This window comes from Prevotella jejuni, from assembly GCF_900187995.1.
Lineage (GTDB): Bacteria > Bacteroidota > Bacteroidia > Bacteroidales > Bacteroidaceae > Prevotella > Prevotella jejuni.
The window spans coordinates 1-19,224 of sequence record NZ_FZNZ01000031.1 but is presented as its reverse complement, the minus strand read 5'-3'; the positions used below and the strand labels follow the sequence as shown (position 1 = coordinate 19,224).

The 19,224-nt window shown below is 41.5% G+C and carries 10 protein-coding genes and 2 pseudogenes; 8 read left to right on the top strand and 4 right to left on the bottom strand.

Features of this window, described 5'->3' with window-relative positions; genetic code table 11:
- Positions 1 to 136: 136 nt before the first annotated feature.
- Both CHB62_RS11130 and CHB62_RS11125 read left to right on the top strand, forming a co-directional pair.
- A complete protein-coding gene (locus tag CHB62_RS11130; protein ID WP_089366911.1) occupies positions 137 to 424 on the top strand; it encodes a helix-turn-helix domain-containing protein in 288 nt (95 codons plus the stop codon).
- A 14-nt stretch (positions 425 to 438) separates the two neighbouring features.
- Positions 439 to 3,282, top strand: a pseudogene (locus CHB62_RS11125) (TOTE conflict system archaeo-eukaryotic primase domain-containing protein).
- Positions 3,283 to 4,064: 782 nt separating this feature from the next.
- Here the strand turns inward: CHB62_RS11125 and CHB62_RS11120 are convergent.
- From CHB62_RS11120 to CHB62_RS11110, 3 genes and pseudogenes are all read right to left on the bottom strand, one after another.
- Positions 4,065 to 4,468 (bottom strand): annotated as a pseudogene (locus CHB62_RS11120) (hypothetical protein).
- A complete protein-coding gene (locus CHB62_RS11115; protein ID WP_089366910.1) occupies positions 4,465 to 5,727 on the bottom strand; it encodes a site-specific integrase in 1,263 nt (420 codons plus the stop codon). The pseudogene CHB62_RS11120 and the gene CHB62_RS11115 overlap by 4 nt, the downstream one beginning before the upstream one ends.
- A gap of 62 nt (positions 5,728 to 5,789) precedes the next feature.
- Entirely contained in the window at positions 5,790 to 7,019 is a 1,230-nt protein-coding gene (locus CHB62_RS11110) for a site-specific integrase (RefSeq protein WP_089366909.1), read from the bottom strand.
- 693 nt (positions 7,020 to 7,712) lie between these two features.
- Here CHB62_RS11110 and CHB62_RS11105 point away from each other — a divergent pair.
- The 4 genes from CHB62_RS11105 (at position 7,713) to CHB62_RS11090 (ending at position 15,300) form a co-directional block, all read left to right on the top strand.
- A complete protein-coding gene (locus CHB62_RS11105) occupies positions 7,713 to 8,981 on the top strand; it encodes an AAA family ATPase (RefSeq protein ID WP_089366908.1) in 1,269 nt (422 codons plus the stop codon).
- Entirely contained in the window at positions 8,978 to 9,661 is a 684-nt protein-coding gene (locus CHB62_RS11100; RefSeq protein WP_089366907.1) for a hypothetical protein, read from the top strand. Before CHB62_RS11105 ends, CHB62_RS11100 begins: the two co-directional genes overlap by 4 nt.
- A 513-nt stretch (positions 9,662 to 10,174) precedes the next feature.
- The gene (locus CHB62_RS11095) at positions 10,175 to 13,471 is read left to right on the top strand and encodes a SusC/RagA family TonB-linked outer membrane protein (protein WP_089366906.1); all 3,297 of its coding nucleotides are present in this window, start codon (positions 10,175 to 10,177) and stop codon (positions 13,469 to 13,471) included.
- A 20-nt stretch (positions 13,472 to 13,491) separates the two neighbouring features.
- On the top strand, positions 13,492 to 15,300 hold the full coding sequence (locus CHB62_RS11090; protein WP_089366905.1) for a RagB/SusD family nutrient uptake outer membrane protein: 1,809 nt from the start codon (positions 13,492 to 13,494) through the stop codon (positions 15,298 to 15,300).
- A 138-nt stretch (positions 15,301 to 15,438) separates the two neighbouring features.
- On the opposite strand, the gene CHB62_RS15255 is transcribed toward CHB62_RS11090, so the two are convergent.
- Complete coding sequence (locus CHB62_RS15255) at positions 15,439 to 15,573, bottom strand: hypothetical protein (RefSeq protein WP_254919380.1); 135 nt, start codon at positions 15,571 to 15,573, stop codon at positions 15,439 to 15,441.
- A gap of 1,086 nt (positions 15,574 to 16,659) precedes the next feature.
- Here CHB62_RS15255 and CHB62_RS11080 point away from each other — a divergent pair.
- Positions 16,660 to 16,869, top strand: a complete 210-nt coding sequence (locus CHB62_RS11080; RefSeq protein ID WP_089366903.1) for a hypothetical protein — start codon at positions 16,660 to 16,662, stop codon at positions 16,867 to 16,869.
- A gap of 16 nt (positions 16,870 to 16,885) precedes the next feature.
- Positions 16,886 to 18,427: a fimbrillin family protein gene (locus tag CHB62_RS11075; RefSeq protein WP_141240423.1), complete on the top strand. Its 1,542-nt coding sequence runs from the start codon at positions 16,886 to 16,888 to the stop codon at positions 18,425 to 18,427.
- The last annotated feature ends 797 nt before the right edge of the window (positions 18,428 to 19,224 follow it).

The window sequence follows — 19,224 nt, the reverse complement described above, 5'->3', positions numbered from 1 at the left end:
CGACCACAATTCGCTATTTATAACAGAAGACGGGGCTTAATCCGTCAAAAATCGTTCAAATCCGTCGAAATTTAACGGAAATATGACGGAATGATATAATCGTATTATCTAAAAGTATAACCCCAAAGAATTAAATATGTTATTAGGAAACAAAATTAGGTCACTGAGAGACGAAAACGAGGTGTTGCAACGGCAATTGGCAGCATACTTGGAGATTGATACTCCTATGTTCAGCAAGATAGAACGTGGCGACAGGCGAGCCAAAAGGAGTCAAGTGATTCTATTGGCAAAATATTTCAATGTTGACGAAAACGAAATGCTGCAGCTCTGGCTTGCAGACAAGGTGATTGATGCGATGGAAGGAGAGAGTGATTATGAGTTGAAGCAAATTGCCATTAAGATGGCACAAAAGGAAATTCGCTAAAAGTAGACGAGGTTATGGATGTAAGCAAGAGTGATATTCTTACAAAACTTCATGAATTGGAAGAAGAGAATGCAAGACTAAAGGCTCTTCTTGCCAAATATGGTATTCCTTATGAAGTTAAGGAACAGAAGAATTGTATTGCTGTATCCATACCTCAAGTAGAAACCTATTCAAACAAACTTTCATTACAGGAGAAGGTAGCTTTGTTCCAAAGCTTGTTCAAAGGACGGGAGGATGTGTTTGCCAAGAGGTGGTATAGCGATGCTACGAAGAGATCAGGCTATCAACCAGTATGTGAACGTGAATGGAACAGGGAGTTTTGCGACAAAAGAAAATACAAATGTGCAGAATGCCCTAACCGTCAGTTTGCGCCTTTGTCATACGAACATATCTACAACCATCTCGCAGGAAAGGGTGCTTTGTGCCGTGATGTCATAGGTTTATATCCAATGTTGGAGGATAACACTTGCTTCTTTCTCTGTACGGATTTCGATGACAAGAGTTGCGAGCATGACTATCAGAATGACGTGTTGGCTTTTGTCTCTGTTTGTAAAGAATGGAACATTCCCTATTACATCGAGCGTTCTCGCTCTGGCAATGGCGCTCATGTGTGGATTTTCTTCTATCATGCCATTACCGCCATTAAGGCAAGGAAGCTTGGTAAGGCAATTTTGACGGAAGCAATGAACAAGGAAGTCCGGCTTTCTTTTAAGTCATACGACAGGTTCTTTCCCAACCAAGATACTTTGCCTGAAGGTGGATTTGGCAACCTTGTCGCATTACCGCTACAAGGGAATGTTCGCAAGAAAGGTAACAGTGTCTTTGTGGATGAAAAATTCGTGACTTTTCCAGACCAATGGGACTTTCTTCTTCATATTAAGAAGTTATCTGAAACGGAAGTTGACAATATCCTCCAGACGCACATAGCATCAATGGGTGAGCTTACTAAAAGCAGTGAAAGCAAACCTTGGGAAACACCAAAATCAGAGTCTATTGTCAAAGATGATTTTCCAAGAAGCATCACCCTGACAAGAGAGAACAGACTTTACGTCCCTTTGGCAAATATTCCATCTAAAATCATTAATCTCTTCAAGAGAATGGCAGCCTTTCATAATCCTGAGTTCTATGCCAAGCAGGGTATGAGGTTATCAACATACGATATACCTCGTATTATCTCTTGTTCGGAAGTGTTGGATAATTATCTTGCTATGCCTCGTGGCTGTGAAGATGATGTGATAGAGATTCTGAAGGCTAACGATGCCAAGTACACTATTGATGACAAGACCTTTCATGGGAGAAGCATCAATGTTTCATTCAAAGGTGAACTTCGGGGAGAGCAGCAGAAGGCCATGGGAAATATGTTGCCCCACAATACTGGTACCTTGTCTGCAACCACAGCTTTCGGCAAGACGATTTTTGCCATTGCCATGATTGTCAAGCGCAAGGTGAACACCTTGATATTGGTTCATCGCAAGTCTTTGCTTGACCAATGGAAAAAGCAATTGGAGGAATTTCTGGAGATAAACGAATATGTCGGCAGCACTTCAAGTAGAAGAAAAAATGGACTGTCGCCTATAGGTCTATTATGCTCTGCAAAGATAGTATTCATGGAATCATTGACATTGCTTTAATTCTGTCTTGTCAAGAGGAAAATGAAATAAAGCCCTTTGTTAAGGATTATGGAATGATAATCGTTGACGAGTGCCATCATGTCTCCTCCGTAAGTTTCAAACTTGTCCTGAAACAAGTTCGAGCGCACTATGTTTATGGACTTACTGCCACCCCGATATGCAAGGACGGACATCAGCCAATCATTTTCATGCAATGTGGAAAAATAAGATATACCGCTGATGCGAAAACGCAGATGAATCGACAAAACTTCATACGAACTCTTGTCCCTCGTTTTACCTCTTTCATAAACATTTCGTCCGACATAAAGACCTATACCCAAACATTAGAAGCTTTGTCAACAGACGGGGTACGGAACAATCTTATCGTTGGTGACGTAAGAAAAACAATTGATGAAGGACGAACTTCCAATCATCCTAACAAAACTCACTTCCCATGTAAGAATATTGGCAGATATGCTGCAACCTCATGCGAACCATGTCATCAGTCTTGTTGGAGCAGATTCAACAAAAGAAAAAAGAATTGCAATGGAGCGATTGGGGCAGATTCCAACATCTGAGTCTTTGATAATCGTTGCTACCGGCAATTACATCGGAGAAGGATTTGATTATCCCAGACTTGACACGTTGTTCCTTGTACTTCCGATCTCATGGAAAGGCAATATTGCTCAATATGCAGGCAGACTTCATCGGGATTACGAAGGCAAGCAAGAGGTGCGAATCTATGATTACATAGACATTCGTGTTCCTTTATGCGATTCCATCTATCGTAAACGTTTGAAAGGCTATGCCTCTGTTGGTTATGGCGTACCCAAATCATCAGACGATAATACAATGCCAAAGCAAGAACTCATATACGATGGTCTTAACTTTTCTGAACCATTCCGTCAAGACATTCTATCCGCCAAGCACAGCCTCGTTATATCTTGCCCTAAAATCAAATACAAATACACGCCTCGTTTAATATCCCTCTTGAGAGACCTAATGACAAATGGAGTTGAAATAGCTGTGTATATCAAAAAAGAAGGTCATAACGAAGAAAAATTGAAAGCATACGGCATAAACGTTCTTTGTCATGACGAACTATCCGTTCAATGTGCCATAATCGACAAATCCATTGTTTGGTATGGCAATATCAATTTTTTCGGCTACAACTCAGAGGAAAACAACATTATGAGGATTAACGATTCTGCGATAGCAAATGAATTGCTGAATATTGTAATTTCATGATGTTAACAAAGGTAAATGTAGTATTGACAGGAAACCGCAGATTTATTTCCACCATATTCCCCAAATGGAATTGGAAATACATTGCATAAGTTGGTAACTTTATGGTATCATTTTCGTTTGATAATGTATAGTTTCTTCTGATTTACAGATACTTACAAAATATTTACTGGTTCAAGCGTGGAGCCAGTTCTGTCACTCGCTTCACGAATTGAGGCTCTCGCATTGCCCGACAAGTCGAAACGAGCAACGCCGAAAACCCCTCGCCAGTGTAAATATATAGTATGCCCTCTTGCCAACAACCGAAAATCGATTGAAGACATTGAGAACGTATATAATACACCCCATAAAGCGTTCTTTGTTGCTTTGTTCTTGACTTGTCGATGAATTTGCGAGATTCCAATTCGTCAAAACCAAAGCGTACAAAAACGCCTTTTACCAATATGTATGTCTACCTCACCTCTGCCCACTGAGGCTTTCGGTATAGGTAATATAAGGCAAAGATACGAAAAATATTATAATTACTATTCATTTCATTGAAAAAATACTCCTCACCTATCTATTTGAGACTTTACATTTCAGGGATTTTCTGAAAAATAACTACATGTGACTCCTATTGAAAAAACATATTGATTGCCACAAAGGATGAAAAAGTTGTATGTAGTCATTTCGTAGTTGCAAGAAGTACTAAGTAAAGACTACATTACAATCCTTTTTCTTTCACCGCGTTATCCTTTATTGTAGTTATGTAGTAAGATAATATCGGTGAAAGAAAAAGAAATATTTCAGCTATCCGTCTTGCCGATTAAGAATATCGGTGTTATGATGTTTGCCGGGCGGTGTATTTCCCTGCAAATGTACTTTCTGAACAGATGAGCTTCCATGCTGTCCAACTGTGAAAGGACAGGGCAATGATGATTGAGAGCGGATAAAGCGGTGCATAACCTTTTAACTGCTCATTTACGAATACTTCTAACTCACCTGCATCCCTTTCCTCTGGGTGTAGGTGAGATGTTTTGATGAGTAGTTGCAGACGATAATTGAGTTTCTTCCACGTTACACCGAAGAAATCTACAAGTTCACTCTCCGTCATGGCTATATCGCCATTTCCCTTGCAAATGATTTGCATATTGTCGCTCCATTCAAAATAGCTGCGGTCTCTTTTTGTTTGATGGTGATTGATGTTCATATTGCTTCCTCCTTTGCTTTCTCCTTTTGATATTTTCTTATCAGTCTGTCCATATTCTCCGAAATCTTATTATCGGTTACCTGCGCATAGATTTGTGTGCTGGCAATAGAAGCGTGTCCCATCATCTTGGCAATGCTCTCTATGGGAATACCAGCACTCAGACTCATCGTACCGAACGTATGTCGTGCCATGTGATAGGACAATCTTTCTCTGATGCCACAAGCTCTGCCCACGATGCTTAGCTTTGCACTCATCACACTCCGACTGCAATCACAGGGAAAGACAAGGCTGTCTGTCCTTGTTTCAGTTTCACCTTTTTCTTTCACCGATTGCCCTCCTCCGTTTTTCTCTTGTTCATACTTGCAATGTTTGATAATGACTTCGGCTATCGGATGCAGGGGCACGACAAACTCCACCTTTGTTTTCTGCTGTTTCTTTCGGATATATCTTTGTCCATCCGCTGCCGTTTGGATATGTCCATATTGCAGGTGCTCCATGTCGGCAATAGCCAAGCCTGTAAAGCAAGCAAAGATGAACATTCGCCTTGCCTGTTCTGTATCCTTGTCGTTTACTTTCAAAGCCATGAGTTTGGCAACACCGTTCTTTTGCAGAAAGCATATCTTCTGTTCCGTTTTCTCGTACTTGGTATTCTCAAAGGGATTACAACGAATGAGCCTTTGGCTGACCGCACGGAACATCAACCTGCTTAGCCAGCAAAGATAACGGTTGATGGTTGCAGCTGCCAGTCTCTGCTTTTTAAGATAAAAGCGGTATTCTTCAAACAAATCTTCCGTAATGGTGATTACAGGTATATCCTTTACACCTTTATCCTTGACAAACTCGCATAACAGCTTGTCGGAATAGCAAAGATTCTGGTACGTACTTTCTGCTTTTGACTTTCCCACGCACTCTTTGACGGATTGCAGTTCAGCCTTGCTCATGGCAAGCAGCGTTGTCGGATGAGTGGCAATACCTTGCAAGCGGTTCTTGATTAGCTCCACGCTGACCACTCTGTCCCTCGTCAATAAATCCCGATAAGTCTTTTCTACAAGCTCTCTGAACTCTGTTAACTTTTTGTTTTTTCTTTTGTCGGTAGTCTGTCCTTGTTTGGCGTTCCACTCTGCCGGCAGGCATTCCTCTCCTGTGGTTATGGCGGAACTCTTCCCATCTATGGTAATACGGCAGAGAATGGTAGTCCTTCCGTCTGACTTTGTCTTCTGTCTGTTGATATAGAACAGTATCTTGAATGTACTTCTCATTGTCTTGATGGTTTTGTTATGTATATCTTTTATTGAAAATGATGTTGAATGAAAGCAATTGGTCAAATCACCAACTGCAAATCTTCTGTGAAAGAAAGGAGGCGAGCGAACTCCTCAAAGAGTTTTTGCGGTGTCACCTTTGCATAGCGTTCGGTCATACTTACGTTCGTATGTCCGAGCATCTTGCTCACCGTTTCGATGGGTACGCCCTGTTCCAAGGTGATAAGGGTGGCAAAAGTGTGCCTTGCCGTGTGCGTGGTAAAGGGAAAAGCGATACCTGCCCGCAGTCGTAAAGCTTTCAGGCAAGATTGATAGGTAGGATATTTGATGAAAGGGAGCAATGTTTCCCTTTCATCGGTGTGCATTTTCTCGATTAGCTGGATGGCCTCGGGCAATAATTTGACGCGACAAAGGACACCCGTCTTTTGTCTGTTGAACTTCAACCACAAACTGCCTGCATCATCATGGACAAGATGCTTCTTGCTTAGTTCCATCAAATCACAATAGGCTGCACCGGTATAACAGGCGAAGAGAAACACATCACGAGCAGTTTCCATTTCTTCTTCCAAGTCATCAAAGCGGAGAGCCTTTAACTTCTCCAAGGCTTCCCTGTCGAGTGCCTTCGGCGTTTTCTTGTCTCCACGTTCTATATGCGCTTTGTCAAACAGAAATGTATCGGCTATTCCCTCACGGTAAGCCAACCTGCAAACCGTTTTCAAATGTGATGCCACTGCGAAGAAAGAACTTTCTTGGAAACCGCATACCCCCAAGTAGTATTGACGAAACTCATAGATAAAGCTCTCTGTCAATTGTGAGAATGCCAGATCCGAAACCCTGTATCTCTTCTGAATGAACTCCTGCAAGCGGTTTCTCGTAGAATGATAACTTGACAGGGACTCTTTCTTGATATCCACACCGATATGGCTTTCTTTCTCCTTGATGAGCATATCCAGCCTTTCGATAAGCATACAGCGAGTCTGCACGCTCCCTTGGAACAGCTCTTTCACATCGGTTGCATCAAATGGGCAACCTTTGGAGAGCAGGGACTGATAAGCAGACTGAACAGACAACAGCAAACTCTCCAACCTGCCGTTTATCTCCACAGCCTCACGACTCTTTCCGTCTATCCTGCTCTCACGTGGATTCCACAAATCGGGAGTACAAGATAGTTTACAACTAAATTGGGCAATGGAACGCCCTATGGTTATTCGTCCCATAATCGGAACCTTGCCCGACTTGTCCAAACCACTCTTTTTAAGGTAGAGCAACACCTTCATCTTTTCTGTTTTCATACGCTTTAATATTTGTGGGTAAAGACAGTGCAAGCGAGTTCCATGAGAGCTTGCTCTCAAATGGACAAGCGTAGCCTGTCTTCTACAAAGTTACCCGAATTAAAGCGTTCCTCACTTACGCAGAAAACTGCCGACCACAGTAACAGCCACACGAGCGAAAATAATTCAGTTACCGAACATTACTCCATCGTTACCTATGACGAAATCGGGTAACGCTCTGGTAACTGAACTTCTGCCTAAATCTGCACTTTCCTGCCTTTTACGAATTAAGCAGTTTTATGCAAATTGTTCTGTTTTCCACTTATTATCAATTAGTTTGCACCAACTTAGATTTTTCTTCATCTTCAGTGATTAGTTACATTGCAAAAGGGCGTCTTTTACACCTCAAAAGGGCACCTTTTACCACGTAAAAGAGCATCTTTTGCAATGCAAAAGACCCTCTTTTAAAAAGCAATTGGGAAATTACTTTACAACAAGGAGGGATAATACGCTCTCCTTTTTATCTATTCCTCTATTCTACAAGACTATACAACGGAAGGGCTATCCTTCCCTTTCAACTGTCTTCTAACCAATAATTTCTCATATATTTTTCACTTAATACATTATTTTTCGTATCTTTGTGCCATAATATATGGTTTCTAATCACTCCGCCAAGTCTGTGATGTAGAACCCATTTTACCAATATTGAATCATATGAAAAAGATAATTATAGATATTCATAAGTTCGGACCTTTACAGGAAGTATCATTCCAGGTAGCACCATTCATGGTGTTTACGGGTATGTCAAAGCTGGGAAAGAGTTATGCGAATTATCTTGTTTATTATCTTTTCACGAGTTTATTAAACTACAAAGATGCAGAAAAATTAGGAGAACATTTGGTAGGTAAGAACTCTTCTGGTTCTTTTACGCTTTCAGGTGATTTCCTTTCAACATATCTTCATGATAATGTAACAGCATTTATGCGCGCATTATTAGGAGATCCGACCATAGAATGTGACGTAGACTTTCTCTTTCCTGAGTTTGGTGAGTCCCTTCATGTCACATATCAAGAGATAGCAGCAACAGAAGAAGAGATAGAAAAGAGATTAGGTAATATGCTAAATATCTCTATTAATGGTAAAGAGACTAGGGGAAAGATCATTATAAATACTGCATTTACAGTAGGAGAATACTGTCAGGTGGTACTTTCCCACAGATTACTTGAAAACTTTTATCCTACAGCCCTAATCTTCCCACCTGCAAATGGAGCTTTGATTAATGCCAATTATTCCCTTACCAGCTCCATAAATCGCGACGGAATGTATGGTAGATTCTTAGCTGATAACGAATATTGTATTTCAATAGGATCTACTGATGCACAGTCTCCTTATCTCAATCAGATTAAGAAAATAACCGATGGGGATGTTGTTAAGGAAGAAGGTAAGGAATTTCTGGTCCTTGATGGAGGCAAATACGTGAACATGTCTGCTGCAGCCTCCTCTATAAAAGAGATTAGTCCGCTTTTATTTCTATTAAAGAATCGTCCTGGCACAAAGGTAGCAATATGTCTGGAAGAGCCTGAAGCACACCTGCATCCATCCATGCAGATTCAGGTGGCAGACCTTATTGCGGAATGCATCAACAATGGTTTCTTGTTCCATATCACGACACACAGCGATTATTTTATGGATAGATTGAACCAGCTTATCAAGTTAGGTAATATCCGTAAGAAGAATGAAACAACCTTTAAAGAGTATTGTACCGCAAATGGTTTATCAGAAAAAACGTTCCTTGATGGCGATAATGTGAAGGCGTATTTCTTCCATAGAGATGACGAGACAGGTAAGGTTGTGATAGAAGAACTGCCTGTGGAAGAAGGTGGAATACCAATGAAGACCTTCTATGAGACGGTAGAAAAGATGCGTAAACAAGATGAACAGATTGATGAAATGTTGTACTCCCTTAATGCTTCTGACCAATGATAGACTTCTCTGTCCTAAGCAAATGCCTTTTACAAGCCTGCTTTTTTAAACAACATGACGGTAAAGTAACCAAATATGAACAACAAAAAAAAGCCAATAAGCTTGAGCAAGTTACCTATGAACATGCTGGAAAAATAATAGAAATAGAGAACCATTTGCTAAAGAAATGTAAGGACTCTTTTAACAGTAAGGTCCCAAACTGCAGCTATCAGTGTGACTGTGATGGTATCTTCTTACTACAAGTGGGAGATAAGGACTATATCGTCTATTCTGAAATGAAGTCTAATTTTGATGAAAAAGCCATCTGGCAGATTAGTAGTTCAGTCGTAAGAACCAAGTTATTACTTAGCTCTATAAAGGATTTTGGCTTAGAAAATTATCAGGAATTGGGGATAATTATCAGTTATCCTATTCCGGTTGAGATAAAGATAGACGATAATGATTCCTTTAAAACCAACAAGAGGAAAATGATAAGCACTTATCATAAAGCAATATATAGATGTAAAGCGGAACTTAAAAAAGAAAAGAGTACCAAGGTAAATGGCTCCGATTTCTCTATGTCTGATGCTCATATTGCAGAACAATACCAACCTAACGATATGATTATCAAGCATGTGGAAGTACCTATAGGGGACACCTCTTGCTCTGTAAATATAGATAACCTCATCGCGTCATTATAACGTTATCAAGACGGAAGGGCATGTTCTGGACTCCCCTTCCATCCATTTACTTAAACTTATCAAGGACGATTACACTATTAATACACACTAAAGGGACGGTGCTTAGCAGCCTTTTGCGCCACAGACATACCACTCTCGCATGCTAACACCTTACTATTTCACTCCTATTCTTACCGCAGTAAAGGCTTATTTTTCGCTTTCCTTTTAATTAAGATTACCGCTGTTAACTATGATTTATCGCAACAATTAACTGGTTAACTCGTCAACTACCAATATTGCGCTACGAATCACGCAAATGACACGAATTACACTACAATAAGCATTAGCGTAATTAGAGAAATTAACTCATCAACTCGTAAACCTGTCAACTTGTCAACTACCCCTTAATAAACCACAGTTAATATCGGTAATCATAATTATGAATTGTGAATTATGAATTCTGAATTAATAAAGGATTATGGATTTATAAAAAAAGTGTTATATTTGCAACTGTAAACCTAAATCAATGTAATTATGTCTAAATCTACTACTGTCTTCCTGGGTATAAGGAAGCATCCCCCATTTGCAATGGGAGGGGTGGCACTCTCTTTGTGTCTGAGTTTATTTGCCGCTACCCCAGCAGTTAGTTCTACACGTACGAGTGTAAAAACATTTGAGAGTACACAGCAACAAAAGCAGGCTATCAAGGGTGTTGTGAAGGATACCCATGGTGAACCCGTTATCGGTGCCTCTGTGATGGTTAATGGAGTCGCCATGGCTGTTACGGATGTTGATGGCAACTTCTCGCTTGCCGCTGCACCCGGTGCTGTGCTACAAGTAAGTTATGTGGGCTTTAAGCCTCAGTCTGTAACCGTCAAGGCAGGTATGACCAATTATGCCGTTAGTCTGCAGGATGACAACCAAGCATTGAATGAAGTGGTTGTCGTGGGCTATGGAGTACAAAAGAAGGTAAACCTCACTGGTTCTGTTTCATCTGTTAAGGGCGATGCACTCGAGATGCGCCCAGTGACCGATGCGTCGCAGAGTCTTCAGGGATTAGTACCGGGTTTGATGGTATCTAATGGCAGCTCTGGTCGTCCGGGTGCCACGGCAGCCTTGTCATTGCGTGGTCAGGGCAACCTCTCCGGTACGGGTCATCCTTATGTTTTGGTAGATGGAATCGAGATGAGTCTTGCCGATGTCAATCCGAATGATATCGAGTCAATCTCTGTATTGAAAGATGCATCCGCTTGTTCTATCTATGGAGCACGTGCTGCCTACGGTGTTATCTTGGTTACGACCAAGCGAGGAGAGGAAGGCAAGATGCACGTAAACTATCAGGGAAGTATGGGTTGGAACCGTCCTACCGTACTGCCTGAGATGGCAAATGCCGTAGAGTTTGCCAAGATGTGGAATGCTGGTGTTACGAATGCCAACTCTTCTCGTCTCTACAGCGACGAAAAGATTAAGCTGTTAGAGCAGTATATGAACGACCCATCAAGTGTGAATCCATGGCAAGAACTCCCTGCTAACGCTTCGATGAACCCTGCCTTTGAGAACACAGAGAAGGGTATTGGAAACGTTGACTACTTCAAGTTACATTATAAAGACTATGCCTTTAAGCAGCAGCACAACGTAAGTTTGAGCGGTGGCGGTAAGCAGGCACAGTATTATGTATCAGGAGGTTACTTCAAGGAAGACGGTATTCTGCGTTATGCCAAGATGAACTTTGAGCGTATGAACCTCGCTTCCAACCTCACCTCTCGGCTCACCTCATGGATGAAGATGAAGCTTAATTTGAAGTATGTTCACTCTGTCGACAACACTCCTTTTGGTGCAGGCGGACTGAGTGAAGGCTTCTATCACTCCTTAGCACGTTTCCGTCCGACGATTTCTGTTGTCGATCCTAACGGTCATTTCACGGAGTTGTCAATGATACCTTACCTACAGAGTGGCACCTTCACCCGTACAAAGCGCAATCACTATGACATCACATTAGGCTTCGAACTTAATCCAGTAAAGGGATTGATTATCAATGCCGATTACACCAATAAGTTTATCTCAACCTCATACGAGGCTTTGAATGTTGCGCCAGACATCTATGCAGCCGATGGTGTAACGACTTCAAAGGGAGTACGAGGAGAGTTGGATGCAAGTCCTGATGGCAAGTATCAGCGTTCAAACTATAACATCCACTATCAGAATATCAGCCTCTATGGTAACTACTCATTGACCCTTGCCGAGGATCATAACATCGTTTTGATGGCTGGTTATCAGGAAGAAAATAACAAGGTAGACTATCTGAAGAACGCTATCTCTGGTCTTTACTCAATGCACAATCCAAATACGGCAATGGGAACAGGCGACAAACAGCCAGACGATATCCGCAACGGATGGGCAACACGTGGCTTCTTCGGGCGTATCAACTACGACTATCAGGGTCGTTACCTACTCGAAATAAACGGCCGTTATGACGGTTCTTCACGCTTTGCACGCGACCATCGTTGGGGTTTCTTCCCATCTGTATCCCTCGGTTGGAACATCAGTCGTGAGAAGTTTATGGAGTCGCTCAGCCAGAAGGTATCGCAGTTGAAGTTGCGTATGTCATACGGTAAGCTCGGTAATCAGGCAGGTGCAGCGCTCTACACCTTCGCATCAACCATGAACCTCAGTGGTGGATTGGGAAGTTATATCTTTGCAGATGGTCGTCATGCTTACCTCCTTGCGCCAGGCGTTGTCAATCCAGCAACGACATGGGAGAAGGTGAGTAGCAAGAATATCGGTATAGACTTCGGATTTATGAACAATGCCCTTACGGGTAGTCTTGATGTCTACGAGCGTAAGACGAAGGATATGTTAGGACCTGGTGTTGACTTCCCTGACTTCTTCGGTGCTAATGCCCCACAAACCAATAATGCGTCTTTGCGCGACCGTGGTTGGGAGCTAACGCTGAATTATCGTGGTAAGATTGGTAAGGACATCGACTATAGCATCGGTGGTTCTTTGGCTGACTATACCTCTATTGTGACAGACTATGCAAACCCAACAGGTACGGCACCAGCAAGCAACTGGTATAAGGGCAGACGCGTAGGAGAGATATGGGGCTATCGTACAGACGGCTTATTGCAGACACAGGAGCAGGCTGATGCTTACAATGCAAGCCATAACAACACCTTCTTCTCAACCTTGAAGTGGACACCGGGTGACGTTGCTTATCGCGATCTTAACAACGACAAATATGTGAACAATGGTAAGAATAAACTCGATGATATGGGCGATATGACCATTATCGGTAACACCTCACCACGCTATCAGTACACAATCAATGGTATGGTTAGTTGGAAGGGACTGAGCTTGAGTTTCATGTTCCAAGGCGTAGGAAAGCGTGATTGGGACCCAACCAACAGTGTTTACTTCTGGGGAACAGGTCCTTACGCACAGGTAACGCTCTTCAAAGACCATCTTGACTATTGGTCAGAGAGCAATCCTAATGGCTACTATCCAAAGCCTTATATCAATTCAGCAGGTGGCGTTCGTCCATATGCAGCGAAGACAAAGAGCCAGCCTACTGACCAATACTTGCAGAGTGCGGCTTACTGTCGTTTGAAGAACTTGACCTTGAGTTACGTCCTCCCACAGGCATGGACACAGAAGATGAAACTCCAGCAGGTTAAGGTGTTCTTCTCAGGTGAGAACCTCCTCACCTTCACTAAGCTAAAGAAGATGCTCGACCCAGAGGTTATCTTCACTGCTAATGGCTACACAGGCGAAGGCGGTAAGAACTATCCAATGAATAAGGTCATTTCATTTGGACTTATGGTTAATCTCTAATCTTTTAAAAGAATATAACTATGAAACTTAAATATATATGTTTAGCACTCTTGAGTGCAACAACACTTACAAGTTGCTTTGACTTAGACAAGTCTCCTGAAGGAGTGCTTTCAACGGTCAACCCTTTCACCTCCTTGGGTGAGATGAACAGTTATCTCGCCCAGTTCTATCAGACTGGTGTGAAGGCTCAGGACTTTAACTCATGGGGTAGTGGTGGTATTGCTGGTATCGATATGAACAGCGATAACATGGCAAGTGGCTCTGTTAACACACGATTGAATGGTGGTTTGACCCTCGCTAATGCGGGCAAACTCGGTCATTATAATAATATTCGTAACGTCAACTTCTTCTTGAATAACCTCAACTTCAAGGATAAGAACTCTGCTGCCTACAAACAATGCGTGGGCGAGGCTTACTATTTCCGTGCATGGTTCTACTTCCAGTTGTTCAAGAACTATGGTAAGATCGCTTGGGTGAATCGCCCTCTCGAACCACAAGAGGAGGAGATGAACCAGCCGCAGCAGGAACGTACGGTGATAGCCGATAGTATTCTTGCCGACCTCGATAAGGCTATTGCTAACCTTAACTTACAGAACAGCAGTGCTACAATGCGTATCCACAAGGATGTGGCACGTGCTTTCAAGAGCGAGGTGGCACTCTATGAGGCTACATGGGAGAAGTATCATAAGGCAAAGAACGATGCTTTCTTCGACCCAACTGTTACCGATGCGAAGATTAAGTCTTACTTAGATCAGTGTGTTGAGGCTTGTAAGGACGTTGTTGACAGAGGTGTCTGGAGAATCTATACGACGGGTAATCCATTGAACGACTACCGCGTTATCTTCCAGACAGAGGACCTTAGCGCCAACCCTGAGGTGTTATGGTTTAAGCGTTATGACGGCGTGAACGTTGGTAACAGCGTTGACCGCTACCTCAATCAGGGTGGTGGTAGTAGCGGTGTTACGGCATCGTTGGTCGACGACTACCTCACCATCGATGGTAAACCCTTTGTCGGACCAGCCGTGTTGACCGCAAAGGCAACCTTTGGCGACGAGCTGAAGCCAACTGTTCGCGACCCACGTCTGTGCCAAACGGTGTGTATGCCGGGTCAGATTCTGCGTCCAGACCAAGGCGGTTACGTTGTTCCACCACTCAATGGATCGGGCTATAACAAGAATGAAACAGGCTATTCAATGCTCAAGCACGTACAGATTGACTATAAGGGAAGCCTTGACCAAGAAGGAAAAGGCAGCACACCAGCTATTCAGTATCGCTATGCTGATATCCTCTTAAACTATGCTGAGGCTTTGGCAGAACTCGATGGTGCCGCTAACGCAAGTCAGATTATTGCCATTCTGAAGCCTTTGCGCGACCGAGTTGGTATGCCAGCAGTCGACTTCGACAGAGAGTATAACACCGAGGCAGACTATCCTTTCCACCATCTCAACAAGTATCTACAGGCAGTTCGCCGTGAACGTCGTATTGAGCAGGCTTGTGAGGGTCGTCGATTGGACGATATCTTCCGTTGGGCAGCAGCCGATGAGCTTATCGTTGGCAAGCGTGCACACGGTGTTTTATTCGTGGGTAGCAACCTTGAACATCATGCAAAGTATGGCACAAGCCTTGTTTATGACAAGCCAAAAGGCAACAATCTCTACCTCTCTGGCAAGCCGGGCGACGCACAGCGTTACGTATTGCCAGTGAATCCATCAGGCTATGAGACCGGTTGGAAGTTTAATCCAAAGCGTGATTACCTCCTTCCGTTCGAAACGCGTATGCTCACACTGACTAACAATCTGTGGAAGCAGAACCCTGGATGGGATAAATAAGGCTCTTCCGAGTATGAAGTGATAAACTAAAACGCTTATATAATAAGTCACACAGAGCGACGGAGAGGACGGAGGTAAAGGCTATGTCACGGAGGTGGGGATGACACAAAGAGAGAGGGAGGTGTAGCATACAGCTTCCTAATAACTCTTGAGATAAATGCTTTGAGCATAGAGGCTCAAATAAAGCTGGCAAACTACCTCCATCGCTCCACGCACTGACGGTGCCTTCGTGGCTACCAATGCTTTGTTTTGATAACCCTTCGTTGTCTCCATTTCTCTGTGTGACATTTCGTCAGAGACCTATGCTTAAGCGAATCATTATCACTCCCAAACTCTGAATACCCAAGTTTTTGTTATGTGGTATGAAACGGTGATATAGAAAAGATGGACGGTAATAGATAAAGTTACTCACCCTTTACAGTATTAAATAGGCTAAAGAAATCTGTTACTCCGCTAAAAGGCGTTCACTATGTTACTTTGTCTTCTCGTACCCTGTCTACAAGCTGTTCACTTTGTTACCCTGTCTCTTCTCGTACCCTGTCTACAATCCGTTCACTTTGTTACCCTGTCTCTTCTCTTACCCTGTCTACAATCCGTTCACTTTGTTACCCTGTCTCTTCTCTTACCCTGTCTACAAGCCGTTCACTTTGTTACCCTGTCTCTTCCCGTACCCTGTCTACAAGCTGTTCGCTTTGTTACCCTGTCTCTTGTCTACCCTGTCCTCGGTTAATACCGTCTTAATGATGCTATTCTGTCAAAACGGAGTTTCTTGTCATTTCTGTCAGCCTTGGTCTCCACGTAACTCTTTAGTACACAGTGTGATTACACGAAATGTTAAATGTGACAGCAAATAAGAATAAAATTTTTTCTTGTAGTAATGTGTAATAAATCCAGTCTTGCGTTGAAAGCCTTTGCTCTCCATGCTTTGAGAGAAGCGGAAATTTTTTATTTTAATTTTTCTTTGCCTTTTCTTTGTGGGATTTAATATTTATTTTTATCTTTGCACCCAGTTAAGTTAAAATTAACCAGTATTTCAAATGGAAATGATAAAGAATATTATTACGGCTATTGGATGTGACCTCCGCACGAGAGGGGCACAGACACTCTGTGGCGTGATAGATTCTTTAACAAAAAAAGATAGAAAAAAGAGTGAGAATTATTTGGTAGTTCCAAATAATTGTGTACTCTCTCTCTCTCTCTCTCATATAGGCCAGGCCTAACCTCCCCACTTCTTTCTTCATACGCGTGCGCGCGAGGAGCGCCGTGTGAACCCATGTAGACAAAGGAATTGTAGTGATTTCCCTTTGTCTTTTTTCGTGTGTTCCATATAACGAATATAATTAATCAATAATAAGTATTATGAACAAAGTAATTAACGACAAATTAGAATATTCCAAACCACTAATTGGAATAGTTTCTGCTAAGTTTGACACCATTTTGCAAACGGGAAGTGGACAACACAACCCAATTAATCAGGGAGGTATGATTAGTAATGCAAAAAAGATTGAATTTGACGATGTTGATGATGAAGACGAGGAGGATTTAGAGTCAGGTCTGTGGAAATATTAATTAAATTAATCATAAAATGAAAACAAATAGAATTCTTTCATTCTTTTTGCTCTGTGCAGGGGCATTAATGATAGCATCGTGTAGTAATGAAAATATTACAGGCAATAGCGTAGAAGAAAATAATAAAGAAGCGAAGGGTATTGTGTTTACAAGTATTGGAGATAATGTTACTCGTGATACTCCTAATACTCGTACCTCAATAAGCCATATTATTGGAAATGGTGCTACTGCATATTGGAGCACAGGTGATAAGATTTGGGTAAAAGCAACTGATGGTAATTTTAAACAAAGTGCTGCAGGTGTATTAAATGCAAATAAAACTCGTGGTGATTTTAGTTTAAGTACTGGTACTTATGTAAATCAATGTGATGTACATTATACAGGTTTAAATAGTTCGAATGGTAATAGTGTTACAATTGCTTCGACTCAAAATCAGACAACGCCAAATGATTTTAGTCATGCAGGTGAATCAGGAGATTGTGGTTCTGCAAAAGCAACAGGTGATGGCACGAACTTCACTTTTAAACTGAATCATAAAGCTGCATATCTTTGCTTTTTACCCCAAAGTCCAAGTAGTACATTTGCAAATTGTACACTTTCAAAAGTTGAAGTAATATCTGATAATGCTATCGCTGGAGATTTTGATTTTACAACAGGTAGTTTGGGAACAACTCCAACAGCTAATGGGTCAAATACCATCACCTTGAATACAACAAATTTCCCTTTGACAAATACGAGCGCGAGTGCTGAAACGAATGCTTCTTACATGGTGATAGCACCAGGAACTCATAAACTTGTAATTAAGTATTGGATTCATAGTAATGTTGATAATATAGATGGAACAGTAACAAAGGTTATTGATAGCAGGTCTTATAGTGCAGGAAATATTTATGATGTTTCTTCGAATCTTGACACACGTGTTTATCACGAGAAATATTATATGTGGGATGCTGCAGTAGGAGAAGATTATTGGAAAGGCTTTGAATCTTCAATGCCATTAGTATTAGGTGGGCATGATGAAAACTATCCTAAAACAAATGCTGATTCAAGATGGTATAGAGAAACGAGCTTTCCTTCAGTAGCTGAGCAGTCAGCAAAGGATTGTCCAAATATAAATGAAATTACATGGTATATAAACGATGGTGATATTCATTGGGATAGTTCAGAGCTATTCTATCAACTTGGTCATTTCTATAAAGGTGGTGCTTGGATTCTGAAAAAAGATAATATTGCAGGATATAGTTCAACAATAGCTTCTGATGGAATAGATTATCGTACATATACGACACCATGTACTATTAATAAAACTCCTATTGCCGGAACACCGAACTCAGCGGATATTACAAAATATTTCTTTAAGCCTGCTTTAGGACATTATTATTTAGGTACTTTATGGCATCTTGTTGGTATAATAGGTCAAGATGTTGGTCTTAGAACATCAAGTTTATGTCCTGACCCGCAACAAAGAAGTTATATTCTTCAAATTAATTCAGGATCAGCCAGGGTGGATATAGGAGATTACTGTGATAATGGTGTTCCTATTTGGAAAGCAGAGTAATTTCTTGATTTAAAGATACACAAACTTTGTGGTATACATACAAGACACTTCGGTAATTTAATTTTCGTTTTCTTGCCTCCTAACGTTCCTGTAGCGTTTTGGGGGCAAGTTTTTTGTTAGGTAGTATGAGGTGGTGATATATAAAAGATAGATGGTAATAGATTAGTCTACTCACCCTTTACAGTATTAAATAGGCAATAGAAATCTGTTACTCCGCCAAAAGGCGTTAACCCTGTTACTTTGTCTTATCGTACCCTGTCTACAAGCTGTTCACCTTGTTACCCTGTCTCTTCCCGTACCCTGTCCTCGGTTTATACCGTCTTAACGATGATATTCAGTCAAAACGATGTTTCCTGTCATTCCTGTCAGCCGTGGTCTCCACGCAACTCTTTAGTATACAGTGAGGTTACACGAAATGTTAAAAGTGACAGCAAATAAGAATAAAGCTTTTTCTTGTAGTAATGTGTAATAAATCCAGTCTTGCGTTGAAAGCCTTTGCTCTCCATGCTTTGAGAGAAGAGGAAGTTTTTTATTTTAATTTTTCTTTGCCTTTTCTTTGGGGGATTTAATATTTATTTTTATCTTTGCACCCAGTTAAGTTAAAATTAACCAGTATTTCAAATGGAAATGATAAAGAATATTATTACGGCTATGGGATGTGACCTCTGCACGAGAGGGGCACAGACATTCTGTGGCGTAATAGATTCTTTAACAAAAAAAGATAGAAAAAAGAGCGAGAATTATTTGGTAGTTCCAAATAATTGTGTACTCTCTCTCACTCTCTCTCATATATAGGC